Raw genomic sequence first — 25,150 nt, forward strand, 5'->3', positions numbered from 1 at the left:
TCATGGCACACAAAAAAGCTGGTGGTAGTACCCGTAACGGTCGCGACTCAGAAGCCAAACGCCTTGGCGTGAAGATGTATGGCGGCCAGGCTATCATTCCGGGCAACATCATCGTGCGTCAGCGCGGCACCCAATTCCACGCTGGCTACGGCGTTGGTATGGGCAAAGATCACACCCTGTTCGCGAAAGTGGAAGGCGTGATCAAGTTCCAGGTTAAGGGCGCCTTCGGTCGCCGCTACGTAAGCATCGTTCCGAAGACTGAAGTCGTCGCAGCGTAAAAGCTTGGTAGCTGGAAGAGCCCTGTCTTGCGACGGGGCTTTTTCGTTTGTGGGGTGAGTCTCTTGCAAAACTGTTTGTATGGGCTGTTGGCGCTGGATTTAACGGTCGTTGATTGAGGTCGCTGCGCTCATTTTTGCAAGAGTCTTATGTCTTGGTTTTTATCGGCTCGTCCTGATGACGAGAGGCGTGTTTTGTTATGAAGTTTGTAGATGAAGTATCGATCAAAGTAAAAGCAGGCGACGGTGGTAACGGTTGCATGAGTTTCCGTCGTGAGAAGTTCATCGAAAACGGTGGTCCGAACGGTGGTGATGGGGGTGATGGTGGCTCGATCTACATGATCGCCGACGAAAACCTCAATACCCTGGTTGATTACCGCTACACCCGTCACTTCGACGCGCAGCGTGGCTCTAACGGTGGCAGCACTGATTGCACGGGCCGCAAAGGTGAAGACCTGGTTCTGCGTGTGCCAGTCGGTACCACGGTGATTGACGCCGGTACTCAAGAAATCATTGGTGACTTGACCAAGGCGGGCCAGCGTTTGCTGGTGGTGCATGGCGGTTGGCACGGTTTGGGTAACACCCGTTTCAAATCCAGTACCAACCGTGCTCCACGCCAGACCACTCCGGGTAAGCCGGGTGAGCAGCGTGATCTCAAGCTGGAATTGAAAGTGCTGGCAGACGTGGGTCTGCTGGGCTTGCCGAATGCTGGCAAAAGTACCTTTATTCGTGCGGTGTCTGCGGCCAAGCCAAAAGTGGCGGATTACCCGTTCACTACCTTGGTACCAAACCTGGGTGTGGTCAGTGTCGACCGCTGGAAGAGCTTCGTGATTGCCGATATTCCTGGCTTGATCGAGGGTGCTTCGGATGGTGCTGGCCTGGGGATTCGTTTCCTCAAGCACTTGTCGCGTACCCGCTTGCTGTTGCACCTCGTGGACATGGCGCCGGTTGAGGGCACTGACAGCGCTGCTGATACTGCTGAAGTCATCGTTAACGAGCTGACCAAGTTCAGCCCTGCGCTGGCAGAACGTGATCGTTGGTTGGTGCTGAACAAGTGCGATTCGTTGCCGCAAGAAGAGCATGACGCTCGCGTTAAAGAAGTGGTTGATCGTCTTGAGTGGACCGGCCCTGTGTACGTGATTTCGGCGATTGCCAAAATCGGTACCGACAAGCTGTGCCACGACATCATGCGCTATCTTGAAGATCGTGCTGACCGTCTGGCCAATGACCCGGCTTACAAAGAAGAGTTGGCCGAGCTTGATCAGCGCATCGAAGACGAGGCGCGTGCACAGCTGCAAGCGCTGGATGATCAGCGTGCCCTGCGTCGCAGCGGCGTGAAGAGCGTCCATGACATGGGTGATGATGATTGGGACGAAGAAGATGTTGAAGACGAAGATGGTCCAGAAATCATTTACGTCCGCGACTGATTCGTTGCAGTAAACTACAGCGCCGCTCAATTGAGCGGCGTTTTGGTATCTGTGAAACGGTAATCAAGAATAATTCCATGGGTGGCGCTCGGTCGCGCTGCTCTCAGGCATAGGTTGGATGATGATGCGGAGCAAGGTGACAGGTGCGCAGCGTTGGGTCGTTAAGATCGGCAGCGCATTGCTGACAGCAGATGGCAAGGGCCTGGATCGCGCAGCAATGGGCGTTTGGGTTGAGCAGATGGTGGCCTTGCATGAGGCGGGCGTCGAGTTGGTGCTGGTGTCGTCGGGTGCGGTTGCTGCCGGTATGAGCCGCTTGGGCTGGTTGGTTCGACCCAGTGCGATGCACGAGCTGCAAGCGGCGGCTGCCATCGGTCAGATGGGGCTGGTGCAGGCCTGGGAGTCGAGCTTTGCTGAGCACTCGCGGCACACGGCGCAAATTCTGCTGACTCATGACGACCTGTCTGACCGCAAGCGTTACCTGAATGCCCGCAGTACCTTGCGTACTCTGGTTGAGTTGGGTGTGATTCCGGTCATCAATGAGAACGACACCGTGGTCACCGATGAAATTCGCTTTGGTGATAACGACACGCTGGCGGCGCTGGTGGCTAACCTGGTCGAGGCTGACTTGCTGGTGATCCTGACCGACCGTGACGGCATGTTTGATGCTGATCCGCGTAACAACCCTGATGCCAAGATGATCTACGAAGCACGTGCCGATGATCCGGCACTGGATGCGGTCGCGGGCGGTACGGGCGGTGCGCTTGGTCGTGGTGGCATGCAGACCAAGTTGCGTGCGGCGCGCCTGGCAGCCCGTTCAGGGGCGCACACGATTATCGTCGGCGGTCGTCTGGAGCGTGTGCTTGATCGCCTGAAAGCGGGTGAGCGTCTGGGGACGTTGCTGTCGCCTGAGCGTGGCATGCTGGCTGCGCGCAAGCAGTGGCTGGCCGGGCACTTGCAGACTCGCGGCACCTTGGTGCTGGATGATGGCGCCGTGCTGGCGCTGTCTCAAGGGCATAAAAGCTTGCTGCCTGTAGGTGTCAAGGCGGTGCAGGGTGGCTTCCGTCGTGGTGAGATGGTGGTGTGCGTGGCGCCAGATGGGCGGGAGATTGCCCGTGGCTTGGCCAACTACAGTGCTGCTGAAGCGCAAAAAATTATTGGGCAGTCGTCAGAAGCGATTGTCAGTTTGTTGGGTTACATGGCGGAGCCTGAACTGGTTCATCGCGATAACCTGATTCTGGTTTGAAACTGAGGTGTTGCATGCGCTTGATAAGCGGTCTGTTGGGTTTGATCTTGGCGGTGCCATTGTTGGCGTCGGCCGAGGAGATTGGCACGGTCTCGACGGTGTTCAAATTTGTTGGGCCAAACGACCGCATTGTGGTCGAGGCGTTCGATGATCCTAAGGTTGATGGCGTGACCTGCTACCTGTCGCGAGCCAAGACTGGCGGTATGAAAGGTGGTCTGGGTTTGGCTGAAGATCGCGCTGAGGCTTCGCTGGCGTGCCGTCAGACCGGTCCGATCAGCTTTAAAGGTGACTTGAAGGATGGCGAGGAAGTGTTCAAGGAGCGCACCTCGCTGGTTTTCAAAACCATGCAGGTCGTACGATTCCTCGACAAGAAGCGCAATACGCTGGTGTACCTGGTGTACAGCGACCGCCTGATCGAAGGCAGTCCGCAGAATGCGGTGACTGCCATACCGATTCTGCCGTGGCCACAAAGCTAGTGCTCTTAAATAAAAAAGCCGCGTCTCTCGCGGTTTTTTATTGCCTGCTTTTCCCTGTTTTTTGTAGTCGCTGAGGAGCGCGGCGAGGCTGCGTTCGAGCGCGAAGCGGTCGCAAATTCAGCGCACGCCTTCAGTCTGGATGGTCGCAACCTTATGGTTTGCGACGGCTATGCCGCCGATCGCAGCCTCGCTGCGCTCCTCAGCGGCTACAGGATCGAGATCAATTTTCAGGCAATAAAAAACCGACCCTGAGGTCGGTTTTTTAAAAGCTTATCGCTTAAGCGGCAGTCGCAAGGTTCAACGCCTTGACGTGGCCATTCAGGCGGCTCTTATGACGAGCGGCTTTGTTCTTGTGGATGATGCCTTTATCGGCCATGCGGTCGATAACAGGAACAGCCAGAACATAAGCAGCTTGCGCTTTAGCAGCGTCTTTTGCGTCGATGGCTTTAACTACATTCTTGATGTAGGTACGAACCATGGAACGCAGGCTGGCGTTGTGGCTGCGACGCTTCTCAGCCTGTTTTGCACGTTTTTTGGCGGAAGGTGTGTTGGCCACCGTCGAGCTCCTCGAAAGACTTTTGGGAATTAACAAACAAAATAGGCCGCGAATCATGCCGATGACGACAACTCTTGTCAAGGGCGATTGATACGATCCGCTGAGTGGTTGATCGAGGGAGACGGGAGATTTATTTCCGGCGCTTGACCTGTAAACTCGCGAGCTTGGCTCTGTGCTGTTGCGGCGCGCAGTATCGCATAAGTGGGCGCTTTGTTCGCCTGCTCTTTCTCTAAAGGCAAAAACTCTTTCAATGAATTTGCTCAAATCGTTGGCTGCCGTCAGCTCTATCACCATGATTTCAAGGGTTCTGGGCTTTGTCCGAGACACCATTATTGCGCGCACGTTTGGTGCCGGAATGGCCACGGATGCGTTCTTTATTGCCTTTAAATTACCCAATCTGCTGCGCCGGATTTTCGCCGAGGGAGCCTTCTCACAAGCGTTTGTCCCCATTTTGGCCGAATACAAAAGCCAGCAAGGTGAAGAGGCGACACGCACGTTTGTGGCTTACGTCGCCGGGCTGCTGACCTTGGTGCTGGCAATCGTGACCATTTTGGGGATGCTTGCCGCACCTTGGGTGATCTGGGCCACAGCGCCGGGGTTTGCCACCACGCCGGAGAAGTTCCAGCTCACCTCCGAAATGTTGCGGGTGACCTTTCCTTATATATTGCTGATCTCTTTGTCATCGCTGGCGGGGGCCATCCTCAATACTTGGAACCGCTTTTCGGTACCGGCGTTTGTGCCGACGCTGCTCAACGTCAGCATGATTATTTTTGCCTTGTTCCTGACGCCCTACTTTGACCCACCGGTCATGGCGTTGGGCTGGGCGGTGCTGGCCGGTGGCTTGGCGCAATTGCTGTTTCAACTGCCACACCTGAAGAAAATCGGGATGCTGGTGCTGCCGCGCCTCAATCTGCGCGATACCGGCGTTTGGCGGGTGATGAAGCAGATGCTGCCAGCCATTCTGGGGGTTTCAGTCAGTCAGATTTCCCTGATCATTAACACGATTTTTGCCTCTTTTCTGGTGGCCGGATCGGTGTCATGGATGTACTACGCAGACCGTTTGATGGAGCTGCCATCGGGCGTGCTGGGTGTGGCGCTGGGCACAATCCTGCTGCCGACACTGTCCAAGACCTACGCCAGCAAAGACCGCCAGGAATACTCAAGGATCCTCGATTGGGGGCTGCGCCTGTGTTTTGTGCTGGTGCTGCCGTGTGCGCTGGCTTTGGCGATTCTGGCTGAACCGCTGACCGTGTCGCTGTTTCAGTACGGAGAGTTCAGTGCGCTGGATGCGGCCATGACTCAGCGCGCGTTGGTGGCGTATTCGGTGGGGTTGCTCGGGCTTATTCTGATCAAGGTGCTGGCGCCCGGCTTCTATGCCCAGCAAAACATCCGCACTCCCGTAAAAATTGCAGTGTTCACCCTGGTGGTCACGCAATTGCTCAACCTGGTCTTTATTGTGCCGTTGCAGCACGCAGGTCTGGCCTTGGCCATTAGCGTCGGCGCGTGTATTAACGCCGGTCTGTTGTTCTGGCAGTTGCGCAAGCAAAAGCTGTATATCGCCCAGCCCGGCTGGACCCAGTACCTGTTCAAGCTGGTGCTGGCGGTCGCAGTGATGTCGGCGGTATTGATTGGGTTGATGCAGCTGATGCCCGCGTGGGATCACGGCCACATGCTTGAGCGCTTTATGCGTCTGGGTGGTTTGGTTGTCGCTGGGGTGCTGGCTTATTTCGGCATGTTATTGCTGTTGGGCTTGCGTTTGAAGGATTTCGCCCGCAAGTCTCTGATGTAAGGAAAATTGCGGTCAAACGTCGATTTTGTCGATTTGACCTGATTTGCCTTGCGCTGTTGCCTGTCGTCACGGGCTGGGTGTGGTTATAATCGGCCACTTTATGAGCAAGAAGCGCGTTATGCAGCTGGTTCGAGGCCTTCACAATCTGCGGCCCCAACATCGGGGCTGTGTCGCCACTATTGGCAACTTTGACGGTGTACACCGTGGTCACCAGGCAATCCTGGAGCGACTGCGTGAACGTGCACTGGAGTTGGGTGTGCCCAGCTGCGTGGTGATTTTTGAGCCGCAGCCGCGCGAATTCTTTGCCCCCGAAACCGCTCCGGCGCGTCTGGCTCGCCTGCGCGACAAGCTTCAGCTTCTGGCTGACGCAGGGGTTGATCGGGTGCTGTGCCTGGCGTTCAATCAACGCCTGTGCAAGCTCAGCGCTGCCGAATTTGTCGACACGATTTTGGTCGACGGTCTCGGTGTGCAGCACCTGGAGGTCGGTGACGATTTCCGTTTTGGTTGCGACCGGGTGGGTGATTTTGACTTCCTGCAACAAGCGGGCGTCATGCAAAACTTTACCGTCGAAGCCGCACAAACCGTTGAGCTTGATGGCGTGCGCATCAGCAGCACCAAGGTGCGCGATGCCTTGGCCAGCGCCGATTTCTCCTTGGCAGAACGTTTGCTGGGGCGTCCATTTCAAATCGCAGGCAGGGTATTGCACGGCCAGAAACTGGCGCGCCAATTAGGCACGCCAACGGCCAATATCCAGCTTAAGCGACGTCGTGTTCCGTTGACCGGGGTGTATCTGGTCAGCGTTGAGATCGACGGAAAAACCTGGCCCGGTGTCGCTAATATTGGTGTCCGGCCGACCGTAGCAGGGGATGGCAGCGCCCATCTTGAAGTACATCTATTGGATTTCGCTGGCGATTTGTATGGCCAGCGTTTGACCGTGGCATTCCACCACAAGCTGCGTGATGAGCAGCGTTTTGCCTCCCTGGAGGCGCTCAAGACGGCGATCAATGCGGACGTCGCCGCCGCCCGAGCCTTTTGGCTGGGTCAACCGCTTAAAAAGAGCCTGAAATGACCGACTACAAAGCCACGCTAAACCTTCCGGACACAGCCTTCCCAATGAAGGCCGGCCTGCCACAGCGCGAACCGCAAATTTTGCAGCGCTGGGACAGCATTGGCCTGTACGGGAAGTTGCGCGAGATTGGCAAGGATCGTCCGAAGTTCGTACTTCACGACGGTCCTCCGTACGCCAACGGCACGATTCACATCGGTCATGCGCTCAACAAAATTCTGAAAGACATGATCGTGCGTTCGAAAACCCTGTCGGGTTTCGATGCGCCGTACGTGCCTGGCTGGGACTGCCACGGCCTGCCGATTGAGCACAAGGTTGAAGTGACTCACGGTAAAAATCTGCCTGCGGATAAAACCCGCGAGCTGTGCCGTGCGTACGCGACCGAGCAAATCGAAGGCCAGAAGTCTGAGTTCATCCGTTTGGGTGTACTGGGCGACTTTGCCAACCCGTACAAAACCATGGACTTCAAAAACGAAGCCGGTGAAATCCGCGCCTTGGCCGAAATCGTCAAAGGCGGTTTTGTGTTTAAAGGCCTGAAGCCTGTGAACTGGTGCTTCGACTGCGGCTCGGCCCTGGCCGAAGCTGAAGTCGAGTATCAGGACAAAAAGTCTGCGGCCATCGACGTTGCCTTCCCGGTGGCTGATGAAGCCAAGCTGGCCGAAGCTTTTGGCCTGGCAGCGCTGAGCAAACCGGCATCGATCGTGATCTGGACCACCACCCCGTGGACCATCCCGGCTAACCAGGCGCTTAACGTGCACCCGGAATTCACCTACGCGCTGGTCGACGTGGGCGACAAACTGTTGGTGCTGGCTGAAGAACTGGTCGAATCCAGTCTGGCTCGTTACAACCTGCAAGGTTCAGTGATCGCGACCACCACCGGTTCGGCACTGGAACTGATCAACTTCCGTCACCCGTTCTACGACCGTCTGTCGCCAGTCTATCTGGCTGAGTACGTTGAACTGGGCGCGGGCACCGGCGTGGTTCACTCCGCACCGGCTTACGGCGTAGACGACTTCGTGACCTGCAAAGCCTATGGCATGGTCAACGACGACATCATCAACCCGGTTCAAAGCAACGGTGTGTATGTGCCGTCGCTGGAATTCTTCGGTGGCCAGTTCATCTGGAAGGCCAACCAGAACATCATCGACAAGCTGATCGAAGTCGGCGCGCTGATGTTCACCGAAACCATCAGCCACAGCTACATGCACTGCTGGCGCCACAAAACGCCGCTGATCTACCGCGCTACCGCGCAGTGGTTTATCGGTATGGACAAAGAGCCAACGACGGGCGATACCCTGCGTACTCGCGCACTTCAGGCGATCGAAGACACCCAGTTTGTTCCGGCTTGGGGCCAGGCGCGCCTGCACTCGATGATCGCCAATCGTCCTGACTGGTGCATCTCGCGTCAGCGTAACTGGGGCGTGCCAATTCCGTTTTTCCTGCACAAGGAAAGCGGCGAATTGCACCCACGTACCGTCGAAATGATGGAAGAAGTGGCCAAGCGCGTTGAAGTCGAAGGCATCGAAGCCTGGTTCAAGCTGGACGCTGCCGAGTTGTTGGGCGACGAAGCGCCGCTGTACGACAAAATCAGCGACACCCTGGACGTGTGGTTCGACTCCGGTACGACGCATTGGCACGTGCTGCGCGGTTCGCACCCGATGGGTCACGAGACCGGCCCGCGTGCCGATCTGTATCTCGAGGGTTCTGACCAGCACCGTGGCTGGTTCCACTCTTCGTTGCTGACCGGCTGCGCCATCGACAACCACGCGCCGTACCGCGAACTGCTGACTCACGGTTTCACCGTGGACGAAGCCGGTCGCAAAATGTCCAAATCGTTGGGCAACGTGATTGCGCCGCAGAAGGTCAACGACACGCTGGGCGCTGACATCATGCGTCTGTGGGTGGCTTCGACCGACTACTCGGGCGAAATCGCGGTGTCTGACCAGATCCTGCAACGCAGTGCGGACGCTTACCGACGCATCCGTAACACCGCGCGCTTCCTGCTTTCCAACCTGACTGGCTTCAACCCGGCCACTGACCTGCTGCCTGCCGATGAAATGCTGGCACTGGACCGTTGGGCTGTAGACCGTGCATTGCTGCTGCAGCGTGAGCTGGAGTTGCATTACGGCGAATACCGCTTCTGGAACGTGTACTCCAAAGTGCACAATTTCTGCGTGCAGGAGCTGGGTGGTTTCTACCTCGACATCATCAAGGACCGTCAGTACACCACTGGCGCCGACAGCAAGGCCCGCCGTTCGTGCCAGACCGCGCTGTTCCATATTTGCGAAGCGCTGGTGCGCTGGATCGCTCCGATCCTGTCTTTCACCGCCGACGAACTGTGGCAATACCTGCCGGGCGAGCGCAACGAATCGGTCATGCTCAACACCTGGTATGAAGGCCTGAGCGAGTTGCCGGAAGGCACCGAGCTGGACCGCGCCTACTGGGAGCGGATCATGGCGGTCAAGGTTGCGGTTAACAAAGAGATGGAAAACCTGCGCGCGGCCAAGGCCATTGGCGGCAACTTGCAGGCTGAAGTCACCTTGTTTGCCGAAGATGACCTGGCAACCGACCTGTCTAAGCTGAGCAACGAACTGCGCTTTGTACTGATCACCTCCACTGCCAGCGTCGCGCCATTTGCGCAAGCGCCGGCTGATGCCGTGGTCACCGAAGTTGCTGGTCTCAAACTCAAAGTGGTCAAGTCGGCACACGCCAAGTGCGCGCGATGCTGGCATTGCCGTGAAGACGTCGGCGTGAACCCGGAGCACCCGGAAATCTGCGGCCGTTGCGTCGACAACATCAGCGGCGCTGGCGAGGTACGTCACTATGCCTAACACCAGCACTGCCGGGCGCTTCGGGCGCCTGGGCTGGCTCTGGTTGACTGTGCTGGTTCTGGTCATTGACCTGACCAGCAAGGTCTATTTCGACAACGCCTTGCAGATGTACCAGCAGATCGTGATCATCCCCGATCTGTTCAGTTGGACACTGGCTTACAACACGGGCGCAGCCTTCAGCTTTTTGGCTGACAGTGCAGGCTGGCAGCGTTGGCTTTTCGCCGTGATCGCGATAGTGGTCAGTACGGTGCTGGTTGTCTGGCTCAAGCGTCTTGGACGTAATGACACGTGGTTGGCAATTGCGCTGGCGCTGATTTTGGGCGGTGCATTGGGCAACCTGTATGACCGCATTGCGTACGGCCATGTGGTCGATTTCATTCTGGTGCATTGGCAAAATCGCTGGTATTTCCCAGCCTTCAACTTCGCCGACAGCGCGATTTGTGTAGGCGCCGTGATGCTGGCACTGGATATGTTTAAAAGTAAAAAGTCTGGAGAACCGGCTCATGACTGAGCAACGTATTGGCCAGAACACGGAAGTCACTCTGCATTTCGCTTTGCGCCTGGAGAATGGCGACACCGTCGACAGCACGTTCGACAAATCCCCGGCCACCTTCAAGGTCGGTGATGGCAGCCTGTTGCCAGGTTTTGAAGCGGCTTTGTTCGGCTTCAAGGCGGGTGACAAGCGCACGCTGGAGATCCTTCCAGAAAACGCGTTCGGCCAGCCCAACCCGCAAAACGTGCAGATCATCCCTCGTTCGCAGTTCAAAGACATGGACTTGTCCGAAGGCTTGCTGGTGATCTTCAATGACGCGGCCAACACCGAGCTGCCGGGTGTAGTCAAAGCGTTTGACGACGAACAAGTGACCATCGATTTCAACCACCCGTTGTCAGGTAAAACCCTGACCTTCGACGTGGAAATCAAAGACGTTAAAGCGCTGTAATTCAGTGCCCGGCGCGTGCCGGGCCTGATTGGCATTATTTTTCTGCGCGACCCACGAGGCCTAGCATGCACATCAAACTCGCCAACCCCCGTGGCTTTTGCGCTGGGGTGGACCGAGCGATTGAAATCGTCAATCGCGCTCTGGAAGTCTTCGGTCCGCCTATCTATGTTCGCCACGAAGTGGTGCACAACAAATTTGTCGTCGAAGACCTGCGCTCCCGTGGCGCGATCTTTGTCGAAGAGCTTGATCAAGTGCCGGACGACGTCATCGTGATCTTCAGTGCTCACGGCGTTTCCCAGGCCGTGCGTACCGAAGCGTCAGGCCGCGGGCTCAAAGTATTCGATGCCACCTGTCCGCTGGTGACCAAGGTGCACATCGAAGTCGCGCGCTACAGCCGTGACGGTCGCGAGTGCATCCTGATCGGCCATGCCGGTCACCCGGAAGTGGAAGGCACCATGGGCCAGTACGACGCCAGTAATGGCGGTGCGATTTACCTGGTCGAAGACGAAAAAGATGTGGCTAATCTGCACGTCAACAACCCTGAAAAATTGGCGTTTGTGACCCAGACCACCTTGTCGATGGATGACACCAGCCGTGTCATCGACGCGCTGCGCTCGCGCTTTCCGGCCATCGGCGGCCCGCGTAAAGATGACATCTGCTACGCCACGCAAAACCGTCAGGACGCGGTCAAACAACTGGCCGACGAGTGCGATGTCGTGTTGGTGGTGGGGAGCCCGAACAGCTCCAACTCCAACCGTTTGCGTGAGCTGGCCGAGCGCATGGCAACGCCTGCCTACCTGATTGATGGTGCCGAAGACCTGCAGAAAAGCTGGTTTGACGGTGTCGAGCGCATTGGTATCACGGCAGGGGCTTCGGCGCCTGAAGTGCTGGTGCGTGGTGTGATCCAGCAGTTGCACGCTTGGGGCGCAACCGGTGCAGACGAACTGGCTGGCCGCGAAGAGAACATTACGTTCTCCATGCCTAAAGAGCTGCGCGTTCGCTCCCTGATTTAAACCAGACCGCACAGCGCCTGCGCAGCCTGATCGCTGCGCAGGCTAATGCGGCCGCTCTTGGCGAGCACCACCTGGTAGTGGCTCAACGCGGTTTCGGCTTGGCAAATATGCAGTGTCCCCGCCTGAAATGCCCCTGCGTTTAATAACGGCTCACCCAGCGGGTTGAATCGAACGTAATGTTTGACCGGCGTATTACCGGCAATCGGTATATGCGTGTTGCCTTGCCTCTCGGCTAATACCGGGTTGCTCTGATCGAGATGGCCCTTGCCACTTACGTCCAGAATAATCCGCCAACCTTTGCCCCAGTCCTCTCCCACTGCATGCACCACCACAGACTGATGCCGTATCAACGCTTCGGTGCGCGCGTTGCGCAGGCTGTTGGTTAATTGCTCGGCCGTTGCCTGGCGTCGTTGCTGTTCAACCAGAACGCTGTAAGCCGGGGCCGCAAATTGAGCGGTAATCGCAACAATCGCTAGCGTAAACAGCAACTGGATAAGGCTTATGCCTTGTTGATACACGGCGTCCTCCCTGGACGTATCCATGCGCAATCCTTGCGCTTCAAAAGGTATAGCGCATCAATTGGATGGCCAGCCTCGCAAACCGTTTCATCATATTTATGCCGTAATTCGGGGCTTTTAGCGCACTCAATCAAGTGATAAATCCATCAGCTTTGCCAGCCTGTTCCTACAGGTGGAGCGTGTTTGGAGCGCTAGGCTTTTGGCATGGCGGCACAGGACGTGCCGGTAAATGAATGCTTGGGAGTGGCGTGCATGATTCGATCTGATAAAAGCCTGCAAAGCGGAATGACCTTGATCGAAGTGCTGGTAGCGACGGTCATTCTGGCAAGTGGGTTGTTAGGCGCCGCAGCGGTACAACTCAATGCGCTCAAACACACAGACAGTGCATTGATGACCACTCAGGCCAGCTTTATTGCCTACGCCATGCTGGACCGGATTCGCGCGAATGCTGCCGCCGACTACAGCTTTTCAGGCCGTGGCGGTATTGGCCTGAGTGGTGCGCTGGGCCAGGACCTGAGTGATTTCAAGCGCAACATTCGTCAGTTCGGGGGGGAAAGTGCCAATGGCAGCATCGTTATCAGCGGGCGTCAGGTTGCCATCACCCTGGAGTGGGACGATTCACGCGCCAGCAAAGAGGCGGGCTCTCTTCAAACCTTCACCCTGACCAGCCAGCTCTCGGCTGACGCCGCGCAAAGGGCCTCATGAAACGCCAGGATGCGGGGTTTGGCCTGACAGAACTGATGCTCGCGTTGGCGTTAGGGTTGTTATTGGTGTTGGGTGCCACTCAGGTTTTCTTGAGCGCGCGGCAGACTTACCTCGCGCAGTATTCCGCTGCGGTTGCGCAAGAAGACGCACGTTTCGTATTGAGCAAAATCGCCAAGGAAATTCGAATGGTTGGCATGTTCGGTTGCATCGCGACCGACAGCATTATCAATGCGCCCTCGGTTTTTCAAACGCCTATCTCCTGGCAAGGGGGGGCGGGCTCAAGGTCGTGGAGGTTTATCAGCGCGGATGTCGGGTTGCAGGGGACCAGGCCCGACTGGACCGTGGTGTCTGACTGCAAACGTTCTGCGCAGGCCTATGCAGGGCAGCATTTGCCTTTGGCGCCTGGCGAGACAAGCTTTGCACTGCGCCACATCATTTACTGGTTTGAGAATGGGCAGTTAAAAGTCGGGTCTGGCAAAACAGTACTGTTGGACAACGTAGCGGCGTTTGACATGAGCTTTGGTATGGCCAGCTCAGCAACAGGGCAGTCGGTTCAACGCTACGAAGACAACCCTGTCAATTTGGCCAGTATTCGCAGCGTGAAGATTGCCCTGACGTTGCAAGACCCCAAGGCGCGAATCAAAGACCAGTCCTACCACTTGGTTGTCGCGCTGCGAAATCGGCTGGGGTAGGTGACAGATGAGTCCTTTTCCGCGCAAACAATCCGGCATGGCGCTGCTGGTTTGCCTGACCTTTCTGCTGTTGCTCAGCCTGATCGGGCTTTCCTCACTGCAGAGCGCCGCTCAACAAGAAAAAATGGCTGGCAGTGTCTGGCTGGCCAACCAGTCACTGCAAGCGAGCGAAACAGCGCTGCGACGGGGCGAATCTCAGGTACAGATCGAATGGCCAGGCCTGTTGGACTGCAACACAGTAGCCCGATGTATGCCGCCGTTATCTGCCCGCACTCAAATTTCGCCTGGGGTTGACCCGATCTCCGGAGTGCTCTGGATTGGGGCGCCAGATGGGTTGTACGGCATTCAGAGTTTGGGGGTCGGCATAGCGCCCGCGCATTTGCCGGGAATTGCGTCTGCCCATTTATACCGAATCACCGCCGTCGGTCTGCGTGGGCCGTCGCGCACCGTGCTGGAGAGCGTCTATGCGCGCTATCAGCCACTAAGCAGTGACAAGGGAGAGCCCATACGCCAGCAGTTTCGAAGAATCATGTGGCGGCAAATACAGTAAGGACGGCTGAATGTATCGATATGGAGCAGGGTTCACGTTGATGGAGCTCATGATCGTGGTTTCGATCATCGGTATTCTTGGCGCATTCGTGTATCCGGCGTACAGCGACTCGATGAAGCGCAACCATCGCGCCCAAATCGTTGCGCTGTTGTCGGAGCAATCCCAAAGTCTTGAGCGTTTTTATACGAAAAAAGGTTTATACAGTGGGGCGGAAAATATCAGCCAGGGTAATCAGCACTACCTGATTACCCATGCACTCGCCGATCAGGCCTTTTTGTTAACGGCCACACGTAAAGAAGGCTCGACAATGGCCGGCGACAGCTGTGGCAACTACACGTTGAGCCACACAGGCCTGGCAGCCAATACAGACGCCGCTCCGGACCTGACAGTGCAGCAGTGTTGGGGGCGCTGACGATTAATTTTCATTTTTGAGCTGAGTTGATAGATGGCTAAGCAACAACGAGTGGTGATTGTAGGCGGTGGTGTTATTGGGTTGCTGACGGCATTTAATCTCGCGGCCGAGGTTGAGCACGTGGTGTTGCTGGATCGCAGCGGGGTGGGGCAGGAGTCCTCGTGGGCGGGCGGCGGGATTGTTTCGCCACTCTACCCTTGGCGTTATAGCCCTGCGGTCACCGCGCTGGCCCATTGGTCGCAGGATTTTTATCCACAGTTGGCTGAGCAATTGTTTGCCACTACCGATGTGGACCCCGAGGTACACACCACCGGTTTGTACTGGCTGGACCTTGAAGACGAAGAGCAAGCGCTGGCCTGGGCTCAGCGTGAAGATCGGCCACTGAGTTCGGTTGAAATGTCGGCCGTTGAACGTGCTGTGCCGGTATTGGGCGGCGGCTATTCGCAGGCGATCTATATGGCTGATGTGGCCAACGTGCGTAACCCGCGCCTCGTAAAATCGTTGAAAGCCGCACTGCAAGCCATGCCGAATGTCACGATCCATGAGCAATGCGAAGTTCAGGGGTTTATCCGCGAAGGCAATAAAATTGCCGGTGTGAATACTGCTCAAGGCGAGATTCGCGGTGATCAAGTGGTGTTGTCGGCTGGCGCCTGGAGTGGTGAGTTGCTGGGTGGCCTGGGAATTGAACTGCCGGTGGAGCCTGTTAAAGGTCAGATGATTTTGTACAAGTGTGCGTCTGATTTCTTGTCTTGCATGGTCTTGGCAAAAGGCCGCTATGCGATACCGCGCCGCGACGGGCATATCTTGATTGGCAGCACGCTTGAGCATGAAGGCTTCGACAAAACCCCGACAGATGTAGCCCTGGAGAGCCTTAAAGCCTCGGCTATTGAACTGATCCCGGCATTGGCAGATGCCGAAGTGGTGGGGCATTGGGCGGGCTTGCGACCGGGTTCCCCGGAAGGTATTCCGTACATTGGCCGGGTGTCAGGCTTTGACGGGTTGTGGCTCAACTGCGGGCATTACCGTAACGGGCTGGTACTGGCGCCAGCCTCGTGTCAGTTGTTTGCAGACCTGTTACTGGGCCGCGAGCCGATTATCGACCCGGCACCCTATGCGCCGAGTGGGCGGATTTCGTAGGCGCTGTGAAGATCGCAGCCTTTGTGCCTCGGCCGCTCCTGCAAAGGCGTAACTGACTGTAGGCGTTGCCGCAGGCTGCGATCTTTTGACCTTGGCGTTATGCCTTTGGCCCTTGTTCTAAATGCTCTTGGCTGCAAAACCATTCTTGTTGCCTGCTGATTGCGCGATCACGCGGCAAATGCACGCCACACTGGGCGCAACGCACCATTGGCTGGGCGCCAGGATCAACCGGTTTTTTGGTTGCCTGAATGCTGGCTTTGTATTTGCGCCAAAACCACACGCCCGCGGCAATCAGTGCAACCCAGATCAGTAAACGAAGCATGGTTATCCGCTATTCAAGAAAAGATGAGCCAGTTTAGCCAAGGACTTGGCGGGCGCACAGTAACAAATCGCAGACAAAAAAAAGAGCTCCGAAGAGCTCTTTTTACAGGGCTGAACAATCAGTCGAACAGGCCCAAGGTCATGTAGCTGAACCAGGAGCGGCTTTTGCCTTCTGCTTCAGGTGCTTCGATGATGTTGCCATCAGCATCTTTAGGCTTCAGCTCTGCCGGAATGGCATCTTTGGCATCCTGATACTGCTTCTGGATGTCCATGTTGGCGCGGGTTTCACCCGGTGGCAGCGGAGTGCTGGATTCGATCAGGCCCAGGGTGGCCTTGCTCAGCCACGAGCGGTTGTCCGCATCGGAAACCTGAGGCACGAACTGACCGTCAACCAGGCTTGGGTGGTTCGGGTAGTTGGTTTTCAACACTTCGAGGCTGGTTTCGGCCAACTGGTCGAGGTGCATGCGCTGGTAGGCTTCAACCATTACCGCCAGGCCGTCACCGACCGAAGGGGTTTCCTGGAAGTTTTCAACCACATAACGACCACGGTTGGCCGCTGCTACATAAGCCTGACGGGTCAAGTAGTAATCGGCTACGTGGATTTCATACGAAGCCAGCAGGTTACGCAGATAAATCATGCGTTGCTTGGCATCAGGTGCGTAACGGCTGTTCGGGAAGCGGCTGGTGAGCTGGGCGAACTCGTTGTACGAGTCACGTGCAGCGCCAGGGTCACGCTTGGTCATGTCCAGCGGCAGGAAGCGCGCCAGCAGGCCAACGTCCTGGTCAAACGAGGTCAGGCCCTTGAGGTAGTAGGCGTAGTCGACGTTTGGATGCTGCGGGTGCAGGCGAATAAAACGTTCGGCTGCGGACTTGGCAGCTTCTGGTTCAGAGTTCTTGTAGTTGGCGTAGATCAGTTCGAGCTGGGCCTGGTCGGCATAGCGACCAAACGGATAGCGAGACTCTAGAGCCTTCAGTTTGGCGGTAGCACTGGTATAGCTGTGGTTATCCAGGTCGGCCTGCGCCTGCTGGTACAGCTCGACTTCGCTCAAGTTTTCGTCAACGACTTCTTTTGTCGACGAGCAAGCGGCGGTCAATGCGAGGATGGCGATCAGCAGCAGGTGTCTCACTTGCATGGCGGCTTGCGTCCCTATGACGGCCGCTGTCTTGGGCGGGTCCGTCCTGTTATGATGAGCGCCCCGTGAAAAGCCTCGGGGCAAAAGACGCCGTATTTAACCACAAGCGCGCAGCCGAAACCAAAGGCTTGGCGCGGTCCTGATGAGCATGTCCGAGAAAATTCAACTTCGCGAAGAGGTGCCGTCCGAACTGGGTGGCCAACGCCTCGATCAAGTCGCTGCACAATTATTCGCTGAGCACTCGCGCTCGCGCCTTTCCGCCTGGATCAAAGACGGCCGCCTGACAGTGGACGGAGCCGTCATCCGCCCCCGTGACATCGTGCACGGTGGTGCCATCCTGGAGCTGACTGCAGAGCAGGAAGCCCAGGGTGAATGGGTCGCCCAAGACATTCCCCTGGACATCGTTTACGAAGACGATGAAATCCTGGTGATCAACAAGCCCGCGGGTCTGGTGGTTCACCCGGCTGCCGGGCATGCTGACGGTACTTTGCTCAATGCCCTGCTGCACCACGTGCCGGACATCGTCAATGTTCCGCGTGCGGGGATCGTGCATCGCCTCGACAAAGACACCACTGGTCTGATGGTGGTCGCCAAGACCATCCAGGCGCAGACGCAACTGGTTACTCAGTTGCAGAGTCGCAGTGTCAGCCGGATCTATGAATGCATCGTTATCGGTGTCGTTACCGCCGGGGGCAAGATCAACGCGCCCATCGGCCGTCACGGCCAGCAACGCCAGCGCATGGCAGTAATGGAAGGCGGCAAGCAGGCGGTGAGTCATTACCGCGTGCTTGAGCGTTTCCGTTCCCACACCCATGTGCGGGTCAAGCTGGAAACCGGACGAACGCACCAGATTCGTGTGCACATGTCACACATTAACTTCCCGTTGGTCGGAGACCCTGCCTACGGCGGTCGCTTCCGTATCCCGCCGGCAGCCAGTGTGACCATGGTCGAATCCCTTAAAAACTTCCCGCGTCAGGCTCTGCACGCACGCTTCCTTGAGTTGGATCATCCGACGACCGGTAAGCGCATGAGCTGGGAATCGCCACTTCCGGACGATTTTGTCTGGTTGCTGACGTTACTTAAGCAAGACCGTGAGGCTTTCATCGGATGAACACCTTCCTGATTCCTGACTGGCCAGCGCCGGCAGGCGTCAGGACCTGTGTGACCACCCGTGCGGGCGGCGTCAGTCTGGCGCCGTTCGACAGCTTCAATCTGGGCGATCATGTGGCCGACGACCCCGTCGCCGTTGCACATAACCGCCAACGTTTGACCAATATTTTTGACGTGCAACCCGCTTGGCTTAGCCAGGTTCACGGGGTTGTGGTCGCACCTGCCAATCCTCAACACATCGCCGAGGCTGACGCGAGCTGGACGGCAACGCCCGGCATTGCCTGCACGGTGATGACGGCCGACTGTTTGCCCGCGCTGTTCTGCGATCGCGCGGGCACCCGTGTCGCGGCTGCCCATGCCGGTTGGCGCGGGCTGGCGGCTGGCGTGCTTGAAGCCGCCGCGCAAAGCCTCAATGTTGGGCCTCAAGACATACTGGTCTGGCTTGGCCCGGCCATTGGCCCCAAGGCCTTTGAAGTCGGGGGCGAGGTACGGGATGTCTTTATAGACGATCTGCCCGAAGCGGCTGCGGCATTTGTTCCCAGCGTCAATGAAGGCCGTTATATGGCCGACATCTATGAGCTGGCACGCCTGCGCCTGGCCCGTTTCGGCATCACCGCTGTGTATGGCGGTGGCTTTTGCACGGTCACCGACCCGCGGTTCTTCTCCTACCGGCGCAGTCCTCGTACTGGCCGTTTTGCATCACTGATCTGGATTGAACGCACCGTCAGTTGACCTGCATCATTTTCTATACGCTTGAAACTCTCGAAGTCGCCCGCATCTACTAAGGTATCTGGCAGGTTTCTTCATTCAGGAGTTTCCATCCCTCCGGCCTGCTCATAAGGAAGGTGACGAATGCGTATAGATAGATTAACCAGCAAGTTGCAATTGGCGTTGTCCGATGCTCAGTCATTGGCTGTCGGCCTTGACCATCCGGCCATTGAGCCCGCGCACTTGATGCAGGCATTGCTGGAACAGCAGGGCGGTTCGATCAAGCCTCTGCTGATGCAAGTCGGTTTTGATGTAAACAGCCTGCGTAAAGAGCTGACCAAAGAGCTGGACCAACTGCCAAAAATTCAGAATCCGACCGGCGACGTGAATATGTCGCAGGATTTGGCGCGTCTGTTGAATCAGGCGGATCGTCTGGCGCAGCAAAAAGGCGATCAGTACATCACCAGCGAAGTGGTATTGCTGGCCGCGATGGACGACAACAGCAAGCTGGGCAAATTGTTGCTGGGGCAAGGCGTCAGCAAAAAAGCCCTGGAAAATGCCATCAATAACTTGCGCGGCGGCGAAGCGGTCAATGACCCGAACGTCGAAGAGTCGCGTCAGGCGCTGGATAAATACACCATCGACCTGACCAAGCGCGCCGAAGAAGGCAAGCTCGACCCGGTGATTGGGCGTGACGATGAAATTCGTCGCACTATTCAGGTCTTGCAGCGTCGGACCAAAAACAACCCGGTCCTGATCGGTGAGCCCGGTGTGGGTAAAACGGCAATTGCCGAAGGTTTGGCGCAGCGGATCATTAATGGCGAAGTGCCGGATGGCCTGAAAGGCAAGCGTCTGCTGTCGCTGGACATTGGTGCGCTGATTGCTGGTGCCAAGTTCCGGGGTGAATTCGAAGAGCGTCTCAAAGCGTTGCTGAACGAACTGTCGAAACAGGAAGGGCAAATCATCCTGTTTATCGACGAGCTGCACGTGATGGTTGGTGCCGGTAAAGGCGAAGGCGCCATGGATGCGGGCAACATGCTCAAGCCTGCGTTGGCCCGTGGCGAGCTGCATTGCGTCGGTGCGACCACGCTCAACGAGTACCGCCAATATATAGAGAAGGACGCAGCGCTTGAGCGCCGCTTCCAGAAAGTGTTGGTCGATGAGCCGAGCGAAGAAGACACCATCGCGATTCTGCGGGGTCTGAAAGAGCGCTATGAGGTTCACCACAAGGTGGCGATCACCGACGGTGCAATCATTGCAGCGGCCAAGCTCAGCCATCGCTACATCACGGATCGTCAACTGCCTGACAAGGCGATTGACCTGATTGACGAAGCGGCCAGCCGCATCCGCATGGAGATCGACTCCAAGCCGGAAGTACTCGACCGTCTTGAGCGTCGCTTGATTCAACTGAAGGTTGAAGCGCAGGCGCTGAAGAAAGAAGAAGATGAGGCGGCGAAAAAACGTCTCGAGAAATTGCAGGAAGAAATCGAGCGCCATGAGCGCGAGTATTCCGATCTGGAAGAAATCTGGACCTCGGAAAAAGCCGAAGTGCAGGGTTCTGCCCAGATCCAGCAAAAGATCGAGCAGGCTCGCCAAGAGCTTGAAGTGGCACGCCGCAGCGGCAACCTCAACCGCATGGCCGAGTTGCAGTACGGGGTTATTCCCGATCTGGAACGCAGCCTGCAAATGGTCGACGAGCACAGCAACAAAACTGAGAACCAGTTGTTGCGCAGCAAAGTGACCGAAGAGGAAATCGCCGAAGTCGTTTCGAAGTGGACCGGTATCCCGGTGTCGAAAATGCTCGAAGGCGAACGCGATAAGCTGATGAAGATGGAAAGCTTGCTGCATGAACGCGTCATTGGTCAGGACGAAGCCGTGGTGGCTGTGTCCAACGCTGTACGGCGTTCGCGTGCAGGCTTGAGTGACCCGAATCGCCCAAGCGGCTCGTTCATGTTCCTGGGCCCAACCGGTGTGGGTAAAACCGAGTTGTGCAAGGCGCTGGCCGAGTTCCTCTTTGATACTGAAGAGGCGATGGTGCGGATCGACATGTCCGAGTTCATGGAGAAACATTCCGTGGCTCGACTGATTGGTGCGCCACCAGGCTATGTGGGCTACGAAGAAGGCGGTTATTTGACCGAAGCCGTACGGCGCAAGCCTTACTCGGTGATTCTGCTGGATGAAGTCGAGAAGGCTCACCCGGATGTGTTCAACGTGTTGCTGCAAGTGCTTGAAGACGGTCGTTTGACTGACAGTCATGGCCGCACGGTGGACTTCCGCAACACGGTGATTGTGATGACCTCCAACCTGGGCTCTGCACAGATCCAGGAGCTGGTCGGTGATCGCGAAGCACAACGCGCTGCGGTCATGGATGCGGTGAGTACGCACTTCCGTCCGGAGTTTGTGAACCGGATCGATGAAGTCGTGATCTTCGAGCCTCTGGCACGCGATCAGATCGCTGGCATTGCCGAGATCCAGTTGGGCCGTCTGCGCAGCCGTCTGGCTGAGCGTGACCTGAGCCTTGAACTGAGTCAGGAGGCGTTGGACAAGTTGATCGCAGTGGGTTACGACCCGGTGTATGGCGCACGGCCACTCAAACGTGCGATCCAGCGCTGGATCGAAAACCCTCTGGCACAACTGATTCTGTCGGGTCAGTTCTTGCCGGGCACAGCGGTAGTCGCCACTGTGAAAGACGACGAAATCGTCTTCGCATAAGGCTCAAGTACCGTGTTTTAAGGAAGGCCTCGCTTTGCGAGGCCTTTTTTTATTTAGGGTGTTGATCTATAAGGAAAACGCTTGTAAGATGCGCCCCGCAGTAAGTCACCCGGAACGGCAACTTGGCCCAAACCAGGAAGCCCGCTAGAAGAGCTAAATCATTGTCTTCTAACGAAAAATAAGGGTTGACAAGGGTTTGAAAGGTTGTAGAATGGCCCGCCTCAGAGACGCAAACGCAGCGATGCGATGAAGTCAAAGAGTATTGCAAAGATGTAAAGCAACATTGTTTAAAATTGAAATATGTAGTTCCGCGATAGCTCAGTTGGTAGAGCAAATGACTGTTAATCATTGGGTCCCTGGTTCGAGTCCAGGTCGTGGAGCCATTTTCAAGCCGGGGTATAGCGCAGTCCGGTAGCGCGCCTGCTTTGGGAGCAGGATGTCAGGAGTTCGAATCCCCTTACCCCGACCATTTTTGGGTCGTTAGCTCAGTTGGTAGAGCAGTTGGCTTTTAACCAATTGGTCGTAGGTTCGAATCCCACACGACCCACCATTTTTGGCTCCAGTTCGCTGGGGTTAGATCTTAAGATCAGAGGCCAAAAGCACTGATCGAAGAAGGCGCCTCTTGAAGGTGCCTTTTTTTTACCGGGGTATAGCGCAGTCCGGTAGCGCGCCTGCTTTGGGAGCAGGATGTCAGGAGTTCGAATCCCCTTACCCCGACCATTTTCTGCCCAGCAGTAATGGGTGTGAAAAATCAGGCACTGATGCCAGTCGCATCAGAGGCCATAAAAAAAGCGTCCTTCGGGACGCTTTTTTTATGCCTGTAGAAAACCCGGAACCTCCGTAGCAGTTGTCGAGCCTTGCGAGGCTACGTCCGATTGCGCAGCGATCGTAAATTCTAAGCACTCGATCTGTCAGACAGATCGCGATAACCGATTTACGACTGCTTCGCAGCCGGACGTAGCCTCGCAAGGCTCGGCAACTGCTACACGGCATCCATCAAGCCTTTGCTGCCTTGGCGTCTGCGTCCTGCAAGTCCTGCAACGCCGCTGAATATTGGTCGGCCTCCGCTTTAGGCACCATCTGCCATGACGGTTTGCGCACGGCATAGAAGATGAACGGCGGTACGCCCGCAATCACCAGTCCGAGCAGCAAGGTCCCCGCATATTCAAAAAACGGCATGCTGCTGAAGTTGTTCGGCGGGATAAAGCCAAAGATCAGCGCGACGCAGGTCGAGAACAGCCCCAAGAAGCACCAGCCATGCAGCCCTTTGAGTACATAGCCGCGTTTAACGTTGGGCTGGGTTTTACGCAGCTTCATGGCGGCCAGGAACATAAAGACGTAAATGATCAGGTACATCAACGCAGCCATCGCGCTGATCATCCAGAAAGCATCAGAGACGTTGTCGATGAAGATGTAAATCGTCGAGAGCAAGGTGACGATAATGGCCTGCAAATACAGAATATTTTTCTGCACGCCTTTTTTGTTCACTTCTTGCAGCACGGGCGGAAGCATCCCGGCCTTGCCAACAAACAGCAGGCCAGTCGAAGGCCCAGCCGTCCAGGCCAATACCCCGCCCAACGCACCGATAATCAGCAGAATCGCCATGATCGGCGTCGCCCACGGCATATTGAAACCTGCAAAGAAGGCGGCATAAGCCTGTATCACACCGGCAGTGAGGCTGGTCGAGTCCGCCGGTACCACCAGCGAAATCGCCACAGTCGGCGGGATGAACACCAGCAGGATCATAAAGAAGGCCAAGAGAATCGCGCGCGGCATTTCTTTTTGCGGGTTGCGCAATTCGCGGGCGTGGATGGCGTTCATTTCGATACCGGCAAACGCCAGAAAGTTACTCACAATCAACACCAGGCCGGTAATGACCCCGGTAAATTCCCGCCACAGGTCCGAGTGCAGGTTATGGGGACCCGCTTTAACGGTGGTGTGGGTGTCGAAAATAGCCGGAATCAGGGCGTCCAGCGTTAATGGCGCGGCGGATTTGTGCCCCAGTACCAGCCAGGCCACACCCAGCAGGACCAGCAGCGCAGCCGGTAATGCGGTACCCAGCAACATGAACCATGACGTCAGTTTTGACAGTGCACTGAGCCCGTTAAGCGCGACAAACGTTGATAACCAATACAGGACGATGATCACGGCGGCCGTAAAGACGCCACTTTTGGCCAGTTCAGGGTTGATCAGATACGCCATGGTACTGGCCGCAAATCCGAGAACAATGGGGTACCACACCACCACTTGTACCCACATGAACCACATGATGAAAAAGCCGGGACGGTCCCCGTAGGCTTGCCTCACCCAGCCATAGATCCCGCCGTTCCAGCCGGTGCCCAGTTCAGAGGCAACCAGTGAAACCGGAATGAAAAACAACAGTGCTGGAATCACATACAGAAAAATCGAACCCAGGCCATAAACGGCCATGGTCGGCAGTGAGCGAATACTGGCCACAGCTGCAACCATCATGAAACAGATGGTGAGCCATGACATGTAAGTTTTAGCTTTGCTGGTGGTAGCCATTAGCGCCTCTCTTAATCTTCCTGATTAATGCAACAGGCTCAAATTGAGCGTGCGGCTGAGGTGTTCGGCGGCTAATTGGCCACGAACACTGTTACCCGCCACATCCAGTGGCGGGGCAAAGGCGGCGATGGCACACACGCCCGGGACTACGGCGAGAATGCCGCCACCGACCCCGCTTTTGCCGGGTAAGCCGACTTTGTAATACCAGTCGCCAGTGGTGTCATAAAGGCCATTTAAGGTCATTTCAGCCAAAATAGGCGCGACGCTTTTGGCCTGTATCACGCGTGCTCCCGTGACCGGGTTTACGCCGCCGTTGGCCAGCGTCACCCCCATGGTGACTAAGTCTTGGCAGGTAATCGACACAGAGCATTGGCGCGTGTAAACGGCGCACACCTCCATGGGATCGGCGTACAGGTAGCCATAGCTTTGCAACAACCAGGCAATGCCCCGGTTGTGTTGATTGCTGGACGCTTCGGATTTGTACACCTCTTCGTTAACGCTCAATTCGCGCCCGGCAAAAGCGTTGTAAGTCGACTGGATTTGCTCCCAGCGCGTTTGTGCGTTCTCGGCCGCCAGCAGGCTCACGGTGGCCATTGCGCCAGCGTTTACAAACGGGTTGAGCGGTCGACCCTTATGCAACTCCAAGGCAACCACCGAGTTGAAAGGCTCGCCCGTCGGATCGCAGCCGATCTTGCTGCGCAGCACCTGCGGGCCGATTTCATCGAGCACGTGGGCCAGGGTAAACACCTTGGAAATCGACTCGATGGCAAAGGCGTAATCGGTGTCTCCCACCTCGGCATGGGTGCCATCGCAAAACATGATGCTGATGCCGAATAAATGGGAAGGCACGGAGGCCAAATAGGGGATGTAGCTGGCGTTTTTACCGTGCTGATTGTTGGCAAAGCGTTGCAGGGCCTCGTCCAGCGCCTGTTTGACACTGTCATCGACAGTTGTGGGTTTTCGCTTCATTACGCTCGCTCCATGAGTGCTTTGTAGGAACGGAGACTAT

General features: G+C 56.6%; 24 protein-coding genes and 4 tRNA genes. 22 read left to right on the forward strand and 6 right to left on the reverse strand.

The window, feature by feature from the left end; translation table 11 throughout:
- Positions 1 to 2 precede the first annotated feature (2 nt).
- The 4 genes from rpmA (at position 3) to RHM56_RS01505 (ending at position 3,421) form a co-directional block, all read left to right on the forward strand.
- The gene (rpmA, locus tag RHM56_RS01490) at positions 3 to 278 is read left to right on the forward strand and encodes a 50S ribosomal protein L27 (protein ID WP_019411882.1); all 276 of its coding nucleotides are present in this window, start codon (positions 3 to 5) and stop codon (positions 276 to 278) included.
- Positions 279 to 475: 197 nt separating this feature from the next.
- A complete protein-coding gene (gene cgtA / locus RHM56_RS01495; RefSeq protein ID WP_322237862.1) occupies positions 476 to 1,702 on the forward strand; it encodes an Obg family GTPase CgtA in 1,227 nt (408 codons plus the stop codon).
- A gap of 124 nt (positions 1,703 to 1,826) precedes the next feature.
- Positions 1,827 to 2,945, forward strand: coding sequence for a glutamate 5-kinase (gene proB, locus RHM56_RS01500; RefSeq protein WP_322241662.1), 1,119 nt, complete (start codon positions 1,827 to 1,829; stop codon positions 2,943 to 2,945).
- Between the two features lie 14 nt (positions 2,946 to 2,959).
- Positions 2,960 to 3,421, forward strand: coding sequence for a CreA family protein (locus RHM56_RS01505; protein WP_322237864.1), 462 nt, complete (start codon positions 2,960 to 2,962; stop codon positions 3,419 to 3,421).
- 277 nt (positions 3,422 to 3,698) lie between these two features.
- On the opposite strand, the gene rpsT is transcribed toward RHM56_RS01505, so the two are convergent.
- Positions 3,699 to 3,977, reverse strand: a complete 279-nt coding sequence (gene rpsT, locus RHM56_RS01510) for a 30S ribosomal protein S20 (RefSeq protein ID WP_003443902.1) — start codon at positions 3,975 to 3,977, stop codon at positions 3,699 to 3,701.
- 250 nt (positions 3,978 to 4,227) lie between these two features.
- Between rpsT and murJ the strand changes: the two genes are divergently transcribed.
- From murJ to ispH, 6 genes are all read left to right on the forward strand, one after another.
- Positions 4,228 to 5,766: a murein biosynthesis integral membrane protein MurJ gene (gene murJ / locus RHM56_RS01515; RefSeq protein WP_322237866.1), complete on the forward strand. Its 1,539-nt coding sequence runs from the start codon at positions 4,228 to 4,230 to the stop codon at positions 5,764 to 5,766.
- Between the two features lie 118 nt (positions 5,767 to 5,884).
- Complete coding sequence (ribF, locus tag RHM56_RS01520) at positions 5,885 to 6,835, forward strand: bifunctional riboflavin kinase/FAD synthetase (protein WP_322237868.1); 951 nt, start codon at positions 5,885 to 5,887, stop codon at positions 6,833 to 6,835.
- On the forward strand, positions 6,832 to 9,663 hold the full coding sequence (gene ileS / locus RHM56_RS01525) for an isoleucine--tRNA ligase (protein ID WP_322237870.1): 2,832 nt from the start codon (positions 6,832 to 6,834) through the stop codon (positions 9,661 to 9,663). The genes ribF and ileS overlap by 4 nt, the downstream gene beginning before the upstream one ends.
- Entirely contained in the window at positions 9,656 to 10,174 is a 519-nt protein-coding gene (lspA, locus tag RHM56_RS01530; RefSeq protein ID WP_322237872.1) for a signal peptidase II, read from the forward strand. The genes ileS and lspA overlap by 8 nt, the downstream gene beginning before the upstream one ends.
- Positions 10,167 to 10,604 (forward strand): FKBP-type peptidyl-prolyl cis-trans isomerase, encoded by a 438-nt coding sequence (gene fkpB / locus RHM56_RS01535; RefSeq protein WP_019411874.1) that lies wholly within the window; start codon positions 10,167 to 10,169, stop codon positions 10,602 to 10,604. Before lspA ends, fkpB begins: the two co-directional genes overlap by 8 nt.
- A gap of 65 nt (positions 10,605 to 10,669) precedes the next feature.
- A complete protein-coding gene (ispH, locus tag RHM56_RS01540; protein ID WP_322237874.1) occupies positions 10,670 to 11,617 on the forward strand; it encodes a 4-hydroxy-3-methylbut-2-enyl diphosphate reductase in 948 nt (315 codons plus the stop codon).
- Here the strand turns inward: ispH and RHM56_RS01545 are convergent.
- On the reverse strand, positions 11,614 to 12,159 hold the full coding sequence (locus RHM56_RS01545; RefSeq protein ID WP_322237877.1) for a GspH/FimT family pseudopilin: 546 nt from the start codon (positions 12,157 to 12,159) through the stop codon (positions 11,614 to 11,616). The two genes, ispH and RHM56_RS01545, sit on opposite strands and share 4 nt — an antisense overlap.
- Positions 12,160 to 12,387: 228 nt before the next feature.
- Here RHM56_RS01545 and pilV point away from each other — a divergent pair, with 228 nt between their 5' ends.
- The 5 genes from pilV to thiO are packed head-to-tail and all read left to right on the forward strand — an operon-like array spanning position 12,388 to position 15,631.
- The gene (gene pilV, locus RHM56_RS01550; RefSeq protein WP_322237879.1) at positions 12,388 to 12,840 is read left to right on the forward strand and encodes a type IV pilus modification protein PilV; all 453 of its coding nucleotides are present in this window, start codon (positions 12,388 to 12,390) and stop codon (positions 12,838 to 12,840) included.
- The gene (locus RHM56_RS01555) at positions 12,837 to 13,532 is read left to right on the forward strand and encodes a PilW family protein (RefSeq protein ID WP_322237881.1); all 696 of its coding nucleotides are present in this window, start codon (positions 12,837 to 12,839) and stop codon (positions 13,530 to 13,532) included. The genes pilV and RHM56_RS01555 overlap by 4 nt, the downstream gene beginning before the upstream one ends.
- A gap of 7 nt (positions 13,533 to 13,539) precedes the next feature.
- On the forward strand, positions 13,540 to 14,082 hold the full coding sequence (locus tag RHM56_RS01560; RefSeq protein ID WP_322237883.1) for a PilX N-terminal domain-containing pilus assembly protein: 543 nt from the start codon (positions 13,540 to 13,542) through the stop codon (positions 14,080 to 14,082).
- Between the two features lie 10 nt (positions 14,083 to 14,092).
- Positions 14,093 to 14,494, forward strand: a complete 402-nt coding sequence (locus RHM56_RS01565; protein ID WP_322237885.1) for a type IV pilin protein — start codon at positions 14,093 to 14,095, stop codon at positions 14,492 to 14,494.
- 33 nt (positions 14,495 to 14,527) lie between these two features.
- Positions 14,528 to 15,631: a glycine oxidase ThiO gene (gene thiO / locus RHM56_RS01570; protein ID WP_322237887.1), complete on the forward strand. Its 1,104-nt coding sequence runs from the start codon at positions 14,528 to 14,530 to the stop codon at positions 15,629 to 15,631.
- Positions 15,632 to 15,728: 97 nt separating this feature from the next.
- On the opposite strand, the gene RHM56_RS01575 is transcribed toward thiO, so the two are convergent.
- A complete protein-coding gene (locus tag RHM56_RS01575; protein ID WP_322237889.1) occupies positions 15,729 to 15,953 on the reverse strand; it encodes a PP0621 family protein in 225 nt (74 codons plus the stop codon).
- Positions 15,954 to 16,071: 118 nt separating this feature from the next.
- On the reverse strand, positions 16,072 to 17,085 hold the full coding sequence (locus RHM56_RS01580; protein ID WP_322237891.1) for an outer membrane protein assembly factor BamD: 1,014 nt from the start codon (positions 17,083 to 17,085) through the stop codon (positions 16,072 to 16,074).
- Between the two features lie 148 nt (positions 17,086 to 17,233).
- Between RHM56_RS01580 and rluD the strand changes: the two genes are divergently transcribed.
- From rluD to RHM56_RS01615, 7 genes are all read left to right on the forward strand, one after another.
- Entirely contained in the window at positions 17,234 to 18,196 is a 963-nt protein-coding gene (gene rluD, locus RHM56_RS01585; protein WP_026014342.1) for a 23S rRNA pseudouridine(1911/1915/1917) synthase RluD, read from the forward strand.
- Positions 18,193 to 18,927 carry a peptidoglycan editing factor PgeF gene (pgeF, locus tag RHM56_RS01590; protein ID WP_322237894.1) on the forward strand — a complete coding sequence of 245 codons (735 nt, stop codon included), beginning with the start codon at positions 18,193 to 18,195 and terminating at the stop codon, positions 18,925 to 18,927. The genes rluD and pgeF overlap by 4 nt, the downstream gene beginning before the upstream one ends.
- A gap of 120 nt (positions 18,928 to 19,047) precedes the next feature.
- On the forward strand, positions 19,048 to 21,615 hold the full coding sequence (gene clpB, locus RHM56_RS01595) for an ATP-dependent chaperone ClpB (RefSeq protein WP_322237896.1): 2,568 nt from the start codon (positions 19,048 to 19,050) through the stop codon (positions 21,613 to 21,615).
- 307 nt (positions 21,616 to 21,922) lie between these two features.
- A tRNA-Asn gene (locus RHM56_RS01600) sits at positions 21,923 to 21,998 on the forward strand.
- Positions 21,999 to 22,007: 9 nt separating this feature from the next.
- Positions 22,008 to 22,084 (forward strand) — tRNA-Pro (locus RHM56_RS01605).
- Between the two features lie 5 nt (positions 22,085 to 22,089).
- A tRNA-Lys gene (locus tag RHM56_RS01610) sits at positions 22,090 to 22,165 on the forward strand.
- Positions 22,166 to 22,258: 93 nt separating this feature from the next.
- Positions 22,259 to 22,335, forward strand: a tRNA-Pro gene (locus RHM56_RS01615).
- A gap of 276 nt (positions 22,336 to 22,611) precedes the next feature.
- On the opposite strand, the gene RHM56_RS01620 is transcribed toward RHM56_RS01615, so the two are convergent.
- Complete coding sequence (locus tag RHM56_RS01620; protein WP_322237898.1) at positions 22,612 to 24,141, reverse strand: amino acid permease; 1,530 nt, start codon at positions 24,139 to 24,141, stop codon at positions 22,612 to 22,614.
- Between the two features lie 24 nt (positions 24,142 to 24,165).
- On the reverse strand, positions 24,166 to 25,110 hold the full coding sequence (gene glsA / locus RHM56_RS01625; protein WP_322237900.1) for a glutaminase A: 945 nt from the start codon (positions 25,108 to 25,110) through the stop codon (positions 24,166 to 24,168).
- Between the last annotated feature and the right edge of the window lie 40 nt (positions 25,111 to 25,150).

The organism is Pseudomonas sp. CCC3.1, assembly GCF_034347405.1.
Taxonomy (GTDB): domain Bacteria; phylum Pseudomonadota; class Gammaproteobacteria; order Pseudomonadales; family Pseudomonadaceae; genus Aquipseudomonas.

What these genes read in the sequence shown, in the direction of transcription:
- rpmA (WP_019411882.1), top strand. Translation starts at nt 3, where the DNA reads ATGGCACACAAAAAAGCTGGTGGTAGTACCCGTAACGGTCGCGACTCA.
- cgtA (WP_322237862.1), top strand. Translation starts at nt 476, where the DNA reads ATGAAGTTTGTAGATGAAGTATCGATCAAAGTAAAAGCAGGCGACGGT.
- proB (WP_322241662.1), top strand. Translation starts at nt 1,827, where the DNA reads ATGCGGAGCAAGGTGACAGGTGCGCAGCGTTGGGTCGTTAAGATCGGC.
- RHM56_RS01505 (WP_322237864.1), top strand. Translation starts at nt 2,960, where the DNA reads ATGCGCTTGATAAGCGGTCTGTTGGGTTTGATCTTGGCGGTGCCATTG.
- murJ (WP_322237866.1), top strand. Translation starts at nt 4,228, where the DNA reads ATGAATTTGCTCAAATCGTTGGCTGCCGTCAGCTCTATCACCATGATT.
- ribF (WP_322237868.1), top strand. Translation starts at nt 5,885, where the DNA reads ATGCAGCTGGTTCGAGGCCTTCACAATCTGCGGCCCCAACATCGGGGC.
- ileS (WP_322237870.1), top strand. Translation starts at nt 6,832, where the DNA reads ATGACCGACTACAAAGCCACGCTAAACCTTCCGGACACAGCCTTCCCA.
- lspA (WP_322237872.1), top strand. Translation starts at nt 9,656, where the DNA reads ATGCCTAACACCAGCACTGCCGGGCGCTTCGGGCGCCTGGGCTGGCTC.
- fkpB (WP_019411874.1), top strand. Translation starts at nt 10,167, where the DNA reads ATGACTGAGCAACGTATTGGCCAGAACACGGAAGTCACTCTGCATTTC.
- ispH (WP_322237874.1), top strand. Translation starts at nt 10,670, where the DNA reads ATGCACATCAAACTCGCCAACCCCCGTGGCTTTTGCGCTGGGGTGGAC.
- RHM56_RS01545 (WP_322237877.1), bottom strand. Translation starts at nt 12,159, where the DNA reads ATGGATACGTCCAGGGAGGACGCCGTGTATCAACAAGGCATAAGCCTT.
- pilV (WP_322237879.1), top strand. Translation starts at nt 12,388, where the DNA reads ATGATTCGATCTGATAAAAGCCTGCAAAGCGGAATGACCTTGATCGAA.
- RHM56_RS01555 (WP_322237881.1), top strand. Translation starts at nt 12,837, where the DNA reads ATGAAACGCCAGGATGCGGGGTTTGGCCTGACAGAACTGATGCTCGCG.
- RHM56_RS01560 (WP_322237883.1), top strand. Translation starts at nt 13,540, where the DNA reads ATGAGTCCTTTTCCGCGCAAACAATCCGGCATGGCGCTGCTGGTTTGC.
- RHM56_RS01565 (WP_322237885.1), top strand. Translation starts at nt 14,093, where the DNA reads ATGTATCGATATGGAGCAGGGTTCACGTTGATGGAGCTCATGATCGTG.
- thiO (WP_322237887.1), top strand. Translation starts at nt 14,528, where the DNA reads ATGGCTAAGCAACAACGAGTGGTGATTGTAGGCGGTGGTGTTATTGGG.
- RHM56_RS01575 (WP_322237889.1), bottom strand. Translation starts at nt 15,953, where the DNA reads ATGCTTCGTTTACTGATCTGGGTTGCACTGATTGCCGCGGGCGTGTGG.
- RHM56_RS01580 (WP_322237891.1), bottom strand. Translation starts at nt 17,085, where the DNA reads ATGCAAGTGAGACACCTGCTGCTGATCGCCATCCTCGCATTGACCGCC.
- rluD (WP_026014342.1), top strand. Translation starts at nt 17,234, where the DNA reads ATGTCCGAGAAAATTCAACTTCGCGAAGAGGTGCCGTCCGAACTGGGT.
- pgeF (WP_322237894.1), top strand. Translation starts at nt 18,193, where the DNA reads ATGAACACCTTCCTGATTCCTGACTGGCCAGCGCCGGCAGGCGTCAGG.
- clpB (WP_322237896.1), top strand. Translation starts at nt 19,048, where the DNA reads ATGCGTATAGATAGATTAACCAGCAAGTTGCAATTGGCGTTGTCCGAT.
- RHM56_RS01620 (WP_322237898.1), bottom strand. Translation starts at nt 24,141, where the DNA reads ATGGCTACCACCAGCAAAGCTAAAACTTACATGTCATGGCTCACCATC.
- glsA (WP_322237900.1), bottom strand. Translation starts at nt 25,110, where the DNA reads ATGAAGCGAAAACCCACAACTGTCGATGACAGTGTCAAACAGGCGCTG.